General features: G+C 71.7%; 7 protein-coding genes. 4 read left to right on the forward strand and 3 right to left on the reverse strand.

All coding sequences use genetic code 11. The features are described from left to right. On the forward strand, positions 1-1169 hold a 1169-nt coding region (locus tag NQ160_RS12505), incomplete at its 5' end, for an aldehyde dehydrogenase family protein (RefSeq protein ID WP_257515558.1). A 349-nt stretch (positions 1170-1518) separates the two neighbouring features. Next, entirely contained in the window at positions 1519-2490 is a 972-nt protein-coding gene (locus tag NQ160_RS12510) for a hypothetical protein (protein ID WP_257515559.1), read from the forward strand. A 289-nt stretch (positions 2491-2779) separates the two neighbouring features. Here the strand turns inward: NQ160_RS12510 and pip are convergent, their stop codons facing one another. Both pip and ypfJ read right to left on the reverse strand, forming a co-directional pair. Beyond that, positions 2780-3778 carry a prolyl aminopeptidase gene (gene pip, locus NQ160_RS12515; RefSeq protein ID WP_257515560.1) on the reverse strand — a complete coding sequence of 333 codons (999 nt, stop codon included), beginning with the start codon at positions 3776-3778 and terminating at the stop codon, positions 2780-2782. After that, positions 3775-4653 carry a KPN_02809 family neutral zinc metallopeptidase gene (gene ypfJ / locus NQ160_RS12520; RefSeq protein ID WP_257515561.1) on the reverse strand — a complete coding sequence of 293 codons (879 nt, stop codon included), beginning with the start codon at positions 4651-4653 and terminating at the stop codon, positions 3775-3777. Before ypfJ ends, pip begins: the two co-directional genes overlap by 4 nt. A gap of 102 nt (positions 4654-4755) precedes the next feature. Between ypfJ and NQ160_RS12525 the strand changes: the two genes are divergently transcribed. After that, positions 4756-5802, forward strand: coding sequence for a malate dehydrogenase (locus NQ160_RS12525; RefSeq protein WP_257515562.1), 1047 nt, complete (start codon positions 4756-4758; stop codon positions 5800-5802). A 287-nt stretch (positions 5803-6089) separates the two neighbouring features. Here the strand turns inward: NQ160_RS12525 and NQ160_RS12530 are convergent, their stop codons facing one another. Next, the gene (locus NQ160_RS12530; protein WP_257515564.1) at positions 6090-8441 is read right to left on the reverse strand and encodes an excinuclease ABC subunit UvrA; all 2352 of its coding nucleotides are present in this window, start codon (positions 8439-8441) and stop codon (positions 6090-6092) included. Between the two features lie 99 nt (positions 8442-8540). Here NQ160_RS12530 and NQ160_RS12535 point away from each other — a divergent pair. Beyond that, on the forward strand, positions 8541-9852 hold a 1312-nt coding region (locus NQ160_RS12535; protein WP_257515563.1), incomplete at its 3' end, for a cation:proton antiporter.

Genomic DNA, 9852 nt, shown 5'->3' on the forward strand with positions numbered 1-9852 from the left:
CGTTCAACCGCGTCTCGCTGCTGAAGGTCAACCCCACGCAGGACGACCTGGTGCCCGTCTACGAGCGGGCGCTCGCCCCGCTGATCGGCGCCGGGATGCTGCGGATCGTGCGCGGCGGCGGCGACGTCGGGGCGTACCTGACCGGGCATCCGGGCATCGATCACGTGCACATCACCGGGTCCATCACGACGTTCGAGGCGATCGTCTGGGGCACCGGTGAGGATGCCGCCCAGCGCCGCGAGACCGGTGTGCCGCGGCTGACCACCCCCATCTCGGCGGAGCTGGGCGGGGTCTCGCCCATCATCGTCGTGCCGGGCGAATGGTCAGAGGCCGACCTGCGCTTCCAGGCCGAGCACGTCGTGACGATGCGGCTCTACAACAGCGGGCACAACTGCATCGCCGGTCAGGTGGTGCTGCTCAGCGCGGACTGGCCGCAGCGCGAGGCGTTCCTCGCCGCGCTGCGTGAGGCCTACGACACCGCTCCCGCCCGGCCCGTCTGGTACCCCGGTGCGCAGGCGCGTGTCGACGAAGCGGCATCCGCCCATCCCGGCGCCCTGCGCATGGGGGACGGTTCGCGCGTGCTGATCGAGGCGGCGGCGACGGATGCCGCGCCCGTGCAGACCACCGAGTACTTCGCGCCGGTGCTGGGCGTCGTGGAGCTTCCCGGCCTCGGGCGGGACTTCGTCGACGCGGCCGTCGCGCACGCCAACACCGAGCTGACCGGCACGCTCGGCGCGAACGTGATCATCGACCCGGTGACGCAGACGGCGCTCGGGGACGGGTTCGAGCAGGCCATCGCCGAGCTGCACTACGGCACCGTCGCGGTCAACGCCTGGACGGCGCTCGGGTTCCTCACCCCCACGTGCTCATGGGGGGCGTTCCCGGGCGGGACCCTCGCCGATGCCCCCAGCGGCATCGGCGTCGTGCACAACGCCCGGCTACTCGACCGGGTGGAGCGCAGCGTCGTGCGCGGCCCCTTCCGACCCTTCCCGCGTTCGGTGGCGCCGGGGAACCTTCTCGCCGGCGGACGCCCCTCGGTGCTGCCGAAGCCGCCGTGGTTCGTCTCGGCCCGCACCGGCGCCGCAGTGAGCGAGGGGCTCACGCGGTTCCGCATGGATGGCAACCCCGTGCGCCTGTCGGCGACCCTGCTGCAGGCCTTCGGCGCGTAGCGGCGGGGCGGACTGCCGGCCTGGGCGTCGGGCTCGGGGTCTCGGGTCCCAGCCCCTGGCCCCCTTCGTTCAGTCGTCGCATCCGGCCCTCCCCGCGCGATGTGAGGGCACATTCGCGACCACCGAACCGGCGACGCGCGCGCTTCCCCGTGCCCACTTCCTTCAGTCGTCGCAATCGGCCCCGTACGCGCGCGCGAAGGGCACACTTGCGACGACCAAAAGATCACGGGCATGTCTGCGAGCCGGCGGGCGCGGCGCCGGCGTCTCCCCATCTCGCGAAGCGCCGGAACCATCCCCATTTCGGCATCCTGACTCTCGCGACACGGGCGCCGACCGGCACAGTGACTGGATGCCGCGACGTGCACCCCTTCCCGCCGAGCTCGGCGATGCGTTCACGGTCGCCGACGCCGCGGCGGTCGGCGTCAGTCGCAAGCGCCTCCGCCGTCCAGACGTCGAGCATCCGTTCCACCGGGTGCGCATGAGGCGGCAGCCGTCGGACGACGGCGATGCCGGGATGTTCTCCGCTCGTCGGTCAGACCTACGCGCCCGAGTCGGGGCATACGCCCTCGTGATGACCGACGCGACGTTCTTCTGCCTGCACACTGCAGCCGTGCTCCACGGTTATCCCCTCCGGATGGGACCGAACGCCCCCATCCACGCCGCGGTCCATCACCCCGGGCGTGCACCGCGAGGCCGCGGTGTGCACGGGCACGCCGTGCGGCCGACCCTGGCAGAGGTCACGGTGGTCCACGGCATCCGCGTGACCTCACCCGCGACGACGTGGGCCATGCTCGGGGCGCACCTGAGCGTGGGCGAGCTCGTCGCCTTCGGTGACGCGCTGATCAGGATCCCGCGCCACCCCGGCGGGTTCCGCCCTCCGAGCGGGCCGCCCCTCGCGACTCTCGACCAGCTCTCCCGCGCGCTCGAGGCGGGGCGCCGTGTCGGGGCGGGCCGCCTGCGGGAAGCGCTGCCGCTGTTGCGCACCGGCAGCTCGTCCCCCGCTGAGACGGCCGCACGGCTGCTGCTCGTCGACGGCGGGCTGCCCGAGCCGGAACTCGACGTCGACGTGTTCGACGCCTCCTGCCGCTGGATCGGATGCAGCGAGCTGGCCTACCGGGTATATCGCGTCGCCGTCGAGTACGAGGGGGACCACCACCGCACCTCACGTGATCAGTGGAACCGGGACATCGCGAAGTACCAGGCCTACGCGGAGGTGGGCTGGCGGGTCGTACGCCTCACCCACGAGCTGGTCGACCGCCGCCCGCACGAGGTGATCCGGCAGGTGGCCGCCGCGCTCCGCGCCGCCGGCTGGACCGGCTGACTCGGCGGCATCCTGCTTGCGGACAGGGACGGAGGGATGCCGCACGTCACTCGATCCGTCCGGGGGGCGCGCCCCGCCCTGCTCAGTGGACGCGGATGACCCCGGGGACGCCTCGGAGCGGGCCATGTGCGTCGACTGGACGATGGGCGTCCGGGCTCGCACGCCACGCCACGCCAATCCCAGCCCTGACCGCCGGCACGCGCTCAGTCGACGCAACCGGCCCCAAAGGCGCCACGAAGCGGGCCGGACGTGACCACCGAACGAAGCTCGGCCCACCCGCCCGCGCGAGCTACTCCGAGTCCGCTCCCCCGCCAGAGGCCGCGAACCGGTCGGTCGCGGCGCGCAGCGCGGCGGCGATCCCGGGCTCGGCGGCCGAATGCCCGGCATCCGGCACCATCACGAACTCGGCCTCGGGCCACGCCCGGTGCAGGTCCCACGCGGTCATCATCGGCGTGCACACGTCATAGCGGCCCTGCACGATGACGCCGGGGATGTGCCGGATCGCACCGACATCGGCGATCAGCTGCCCCTCGCGCAGCCACCCGCGGTTGAGGAAGTAGTGATTCTCGATGCGCGCGAACGCCGTGGCCGAGGCGGGATCCGACATGGATTCCACGAGCTCCGCGTCGGGCAGCAGGGTGACCGTCGAGGCCTCCCACCGGGTCCACGCGAGCCCCGCCGGCCCGTGCACGGCGGGGTCGGGGTCCGACAGCCGCCGGTGGTACGCCTCGATCATGCGCGCGCGCTCGAGCACCGGGATCGGTGCGATGAACTGCTCCCACAGATCGGGGAAGAGTGCCGACGCCCCGCCTTCGTAGAACCATTCCAGCTCGTGGGCGCGCAGGGTGAAGATGCCGCGCAGCACCAGCTCGCTGACGGTGTGCGGGTGGGCCTCGGCGTAGGCGAGCGCGAGGGTGCTCCCCCACGATCCGCCGAACACCATCCACCGGTCGATGCCCAGCGTCCGCCGCAGCAGGTCGATGTCGGCGACGAGGTGCCACGTGGTGTTGTGGCGCAGGTCGGCGTCGGGGTCACCGGCGTGCGGTGTGGAGCGCCCGCATCCGCGCTGGTCGAACAGCACGATGCGGTAGACCTCGGGGTCGAAGAACCGACGATGCCAGGGCGCCGTGCCTCCTCCCGGCCCCCCGTGGAGGAACACGACCGGCTTTCCCTGCGGGTTGCCGGACTGCTCCCAGTAGACGCGGTTGCCCTCGCCGACCAGAAGCTCGCCGGTCTCGTACGGTTCGATGGGCGGGTAGAGGATGTCGTCGAGGTGCGCGTGGTTCACAAGTCCGCTCCTGATACCGAGAAGGTGTCGCACGACGACGCGCCGCGCTCGTAGCCGACATCGAACCAGCGCTGCCGCTGGTCGCTCGAACCGTGGGTCCAGCTCTCGGGGTTCACGGTCCCCCCGGACTGCCGCTGGATGTTGTCGTCGCCGACGGTCGCGGCCGCGGCGAGCGCGTCGCGGATCTGCTCCTGCGTCGGCTCCTTCATGAAGGGCACGCCGTTCTCGTCCACCTGCTGCGGCAGGTCGGCGACCCACGCACCGGCGAAGCAGTCCGCCTGCAGCTCGGTGCGTACCCCGTTGCTGTCGGGGCCCGAGCCGTTGTTCGGGTAGCGGTCGAAGACGCCGGTGATCTGCTGCACGTGGTGGCCGTACTCGTGCGCCAGCACGTACAGCTGCGCGAGCGGACCGGCCGTCGTGTCGAACTGCTCGCGCAGCACGCCGAAGAAGGTGGGATCGACGTAGACGGTCTCCTCGGGCGGGCAGTAGAAGGGGCCCGTGGCGTTGGATGCCGTGCCACACGCGGTGCCCGTCTCGACATCGACGATGATCAGCTGCGGCGCCCGGTATCCGTCGAGCTCACGCTCCCAGAACTGGTCGAGGTTCAGCGACGCCGCCGCCAACCGGCAGTCGTCGTTCGCGTTCGCGTCCGCGCCCGTCTGGCAGTTCGCGATCGTCGACTCCTCCGCCGCCGTGCCACCGCCCGACCCCCCGGCACCGCCCAGCAACCCGCCGAGATCGAAACCGGTGAACATGCTCAGCAGCAGCACGACGATGCCACCGACACCGACCGCTCCGCCGCCGACGACGGCGGCGTTTCGCCCGCGTCGCTTGGCGGTGTTGCCGCCCACGCGGGCATTGTCATTGAAGGTCACCCCGCAACGGTACTGGCCCCGCGGCCGGGAGTGTGGGCGCCGGACCGCAGACGCCCCGCACCGGTGGCATTGCGCGCGCCGCCGCACTCATAGGCTCGGGGCATGGATGCCACTCCCGACGCCGCGCCAGCCGCCACCCGCCTCCCCGCCCCCGTGACGGTGACGATCACCGGAGCCGGCGGTCAGATCGGATACGCGCTGCTGTTCCGCATCGCCGCAGGCGACATGCTGGGCCCGGACCAGCCCATCCGACTGCGCCTGCTGGAGATCCCGCAGGGCATGCGGGCGGCGGAGGGTGCCGCGCTCGAACTGCAGGACTGCGCCTTCCGGCTGCTGCGCGATGTCGAAGTGACCGACGATGCCGCGGTGGCCTTCGCCGGCGCGAACCGCGCACTGCTGGTCGGTTCCCGCCCACGCGCCGCCGGCATGGAGCGCAGTGACCTGCTCGCCGCCAACGCCGGCATCTTCGCTCCGCAGGGGGCGGCGATCGCAGCCAACGCCGCTGGCGACGTGCGCGTGCTGACCGTCGGCAACCCCGCCAACACGAACGCGCTCATCGCCGCGGCCGCGGCCGACGGCATCCCTTCCGAGCGGTTCAGCGCCCTCACCCGTCTGGACCACGACCGCGCAGTGGGCCAGCTCTCCGCTGCGCTGGACGTCGGCCCCGCGGCGCTGCAGGGCGTCACCATCTGGGGCAACCACTCCGCCACGCAGTTCCCCGACGTCGCCCACGCCACGGTCGACGGCGCACCCGTGCTCGCCGCTCTCGCCGAGAAGCTGGGAGGGGCGGATGCCGCCGCGGCCTGGCTCGACGACGTGTTCATCCCCCGGGTCGCCCGGCGCGGGGCGGAGATCATCGAGGTGCGCGGGTCGTCGTCGGTGGCGTCGGCCGCGAACGCCGCAATCGCGCACGTGCGCGATGAGGCGCTCGGCACCGGCGCCGGCTGGACGTCTGCGGCCCTGGTGTCCCGCGGCGAGTACGGCGTGCCCGAGGGGATCGTCTGCTCGTTCCCGGTGACCAGCGACGGATCGGGCTACCGCGTGGTGGAGGGGCTGCACCTCGACGAGCGCGCACAGGCGCGGCTGCAGGCGTCGGTCGCCGAGCTCGTCGCCGAGCGCGAGGCGGTGCGGGAGCTCACGGGCGACTGACCCGCCGTGCGGCCGTCCGCCGCCGACGCCGCGCCCGGGCCCGCTCGGCGCCCGCCCTCAACGCCGGGCCCCACGCGGCGGCCCTCAACGCCGGGTCGCGCCCCCGCTCGCCTGTCGCAAACTGCTCCCTGCAGGCCGCCGAAGCGACCGTTCGCGACAGGCAAGCGCTGGAAGGCGGAGCCGGGACGGCGGCGCTGGCGGCGGCGCTGGAGGCGGAGCCGGGTCGGCGGCGGCGCCAGAGGCGGGAGCGTCGGCGACGCCGGATGCCGCAACGCCCTGCCGCGGCCTCAGGCGACGTAGGCGCGGAGGTGCTGAGCGGTGAGGGTGTCCGCACCCTCGACCAGGGCTGCCGGCGTTCCCTCGAACACCACCCGCCCGCCGTCGCGCCCCGCGCCGGGGCCGAGGTCGACGATCCAGTCGGCGTGCGCCATGACGGCCTGGTGGTGCTCGATGACGATGACGGAGTTGCCGGCATCCACCAGCCGGTCGAGCAGCCCCAGCAGGTTGTCGACGTCTGCCAGGTGAAGCCCGGTGGTCGGCTCGTCGAGCACGTACACGGCGCCCTTCTTGGCCATCGAGATCGCCAGCTTCAGCCGCTGCCGCTCGCCGCCCGAAAGCGTGTTCAGTCGCTGCCCGAGCGTGACGTAGTCCAGTCCGACGTCGACCATTCGCGCCAGCGTCGTGTGCGCCGGCCCGCTGGCGAAGAATGCCGCCGCCTCGCCGACCGACATCGACAGCACCTCGTCGATGTTCTTGCCGTTCAGGCGATACTCCAGCACCTCGTCGGTGAACCGTCGTCCTTCGCAGACTTCGCACACCGTCTCGACGGTGGACATGAACCCCAGCTCGGTGATGATCACGCCGAGCCCCTTGCACACCGGGCAGGCACCCTCGGAGTTGGCGCTGAAGAGCGCGGGCTTCACGCCGTTCGCCTTGGCGAACGCCGTGCGGATGACATCGAGCAGCCCCGTGTACGTGGCGGGGTTGCTGCGCCGCGACCCGCGGATAGCGGACTGGTCAACGACCACGACGTCGTCACGGTCGGGCAGATTGCCGTGGATGAGCGAGGACTTGCCTGACCCCGCGACACCCGTGACGACGGTGAGGAGGCCCAGCGGGATGTCGACGTCGACGTCCTGCAGGTTGTGCTGCGCAGCCCCGCGGATGGGCAGCGCGCCGCGCGGCGATCGCACCGCGGGCTTCAGTCGCGCACGGTGGTCGAGATGGCGCCCGGTGATCGTGTCAGACGCGCGCAGTCCCGCGACGTCGCCGATATAGGTGATCTGCCCGCCGGCGCGGCCGGCGCCGGGGCCGAGGTCGACGACATGGTCGGCGATCTCGATGACTTCCGGCTTGTGCTCGACCACGAGCACGGTGTTGCCCTTGTCGCACAGGCGCCGCAGCAGGGCGTTCATGCGCTGGATGTCGTGCGGGTGCAGCCCCGCGGTCGGCTCGTCGAACACGTAGGTCACGTCGGTGAGGGCGGAACCCAGGTGGCGGATCATGCGGGTGCGCTGCGACTCGCCGCCGGAGAGGGTTCCCGATGGCCGGTCGAGCGAGAGGTAGCCGAGCCCGATCTCGACGAACGAGTCGACGGTGTGACGCAGGCCTGCCACGAGCGGGCCGACCCCGGGGTCATCGACGGTGCGCAGCCACTCGGCGAGGTCGGTGATCTGCATGGCCGCGGCATCCGCGATGCTCACCCCGCCGATCCTGGACGACCGCGCGGCCTCGCTCAGGCGTGTGCCACCGCAGGCGGGGCACTCGGTGAACCGCACCGCGCGGTCGACGAAGGCGCGCACATGAGGCTGCATCGAGTCGCGGTCCTTCTGCAGGAAGCCCTTGGTGATCTTGGGCACCAGGCCCTCGTAGGTCATGTTGATCCCCTGGATCTTGACCTTCGTGGGCTCTCGGTAGAGGAAGTCCTGACGCTCCTGGTCGGTGTAGTGCTCGATCGGCTTGTCGGCGTCGACGAACCCCGATTCGGTGAAGGCGCGCACCATCCAGCCATCGACGGTGTACCCCGGCACGGTCAGTGCGCCCTCGGCGAGCGACTTCGTGCGGTCGAACAGCTGGTCCAGGTCGATGTCGCTGACTTCGCCGGTCCCCTCGCAGCGCGGGCACATGCCGCCGGTGACGGTGTACTCGCGTTTCACCGCCTTCTTCTCGCCCACCTTCATCGCTCCCGAGCCGGTGACCGACGGCACGTTGAACGAGAACGCCTGGGGCGGACCGATGTGCGGGGTGCCGAGACGGCTGAAGAGGATGCGCAGCATCGCGTGCGCGTCGGTGGCAGTGCCCACGGTCGAGCGCGGATTGCCGCCCATGCGCTCCTGGTCCACGAGGATCGCGGTCGTCAGCCCTTCCAGCAGATCGACGTCGGGCCGCGGCAGGGTCGGCATGAACCCCTGCACGAAGGTGCTGTAGGTCTCGTTGATGAGGCGCTGCGACTCCGCGGCGATGGTGCCGAACACCAGCGATGACTTTCCCGAGCCGCTGACGCCCGTGAAGACCGTGAGGCGCCGCTTGGGAAGGTCGATCGTCACCCCCTGCAGGTTGTTCTCCCGCGCGCCGACGACCCGGATGGTGTCGTGGGCGCCGGGGCCGATCCGGGCATCGGCGGCGTCGTTCTCGGCCATGAGGGTCCTCCCGTCACAGACCAGCATGCCCGGGTCTGCGGACACCCGCAGTCCTCGTCCCGATCTCACGGCAGAATGCTCAATGACGGGGAGGCGCCCATGGACACGGTGATCGTGCTGGTGATCGTCGGCGTGGTCGTGATCGCGGTGGCGGCGGGCCTGGCCCCCCGTATCAACGTGGCGGGACCGCTGCTGCTGGTGATCGCCGGACTCGCCGTCAGCCTGCTGCCCTTCGTTCCGGCGGTGGAGGTCGACCCCGAGATCATCCTCGTCGGCATCCTGCCCCCGCTGCTGTACTCCGCGGCGGTGTCGCTGCCGGCGATCGAGTTCCGCCGGGACTTCGGCCCGATATCGGGCCTGTCGGTGCTGCTGGTGATCATCACGACGCTGACGCTCGCCGGGTTCTTCCTGTGGGCGGTCCCCGAACTCGGCCTGCTGCTGTCGATCGCCCTGGGCGCGATCCTGAGCCCGACGGATGCCGTCGCCACCTCGATCGTGAAGCGGCTGGGTCTGTCACGTCGCGTGGTGACGATGCTCGAGGGCGAGAGCCTGCTCAACGACGCGACCTCGCTGGTGCTGCTGCGCACCGCGATCGCCGCAGCCGCCACGGGAGGCGCGGTGGCCGCGGGCGAGTTCGCGGGCGCCTTCGCCTGGGGCGTGCTCGTGGCCATCGCCGCCGGCGCGCTGGTGGGCTTTCTCGCACTCCGCCTGCGGGTGTGGGTGGGGGACTCGGCAGCCAACACCGCGATCGGTTTCATGGTGCCCTTCGCGGCGTACCTGCCCACTGAGCAATTCGGCGGGTCCGGCCTGGTGGCAGCAGTGGTCGCCGGAATCGTGACCGGCCAGGGCTCCGCACGCTGGTTCACCGCCGAGCAGCGGCTGTCCGACGCCGTCAACTGGCGCACCATCGAGCTCGTGCTGGAGGGCGCGGTCTTCCTCATCATGGGGCTCGAGCTGAAGGACCTCTGGCTGCAGAACCTGGCCGAGCAGAACGGACCCCAGCGGGCCTTCCTGCTCGCGGGCACCGCGCTGGCCATCATCCTGCTCGTGCGCACCGGCTACGTCGCGCTCCTGGTGCTGCTGCAAGGCCGTCGCGCCGAGGGCAAACGCGCACGGCTCGGAGCGGTGGGCGCCCGCATCGACGCCTACGAGGACACGTACCTCGACGATCCGCCGCCCCGGCCCGTCGACCGGCGGGGACGCAGCGTCGAGCGCCACCGCGTCGAGCGTCGCCTCACCGTCTGGCGGCGGCGAGTGGGCCGCGAGCTGGCAGACCTCGACTACTACCAGGCCTCGCCGCTGGGGTGGAAGCACGGGGGCATCATCGTGTGGGCCGGCATGCGCGGCGTCGTGACGCTGGCTGCGGCGCAGACGCTGCCCCGCGAGACCCCCGCGCGCGAGCTGCTCATTC

It is taken from the genome of Microbacterium sp. zg.Y909 (assembly GCF_024626565.1).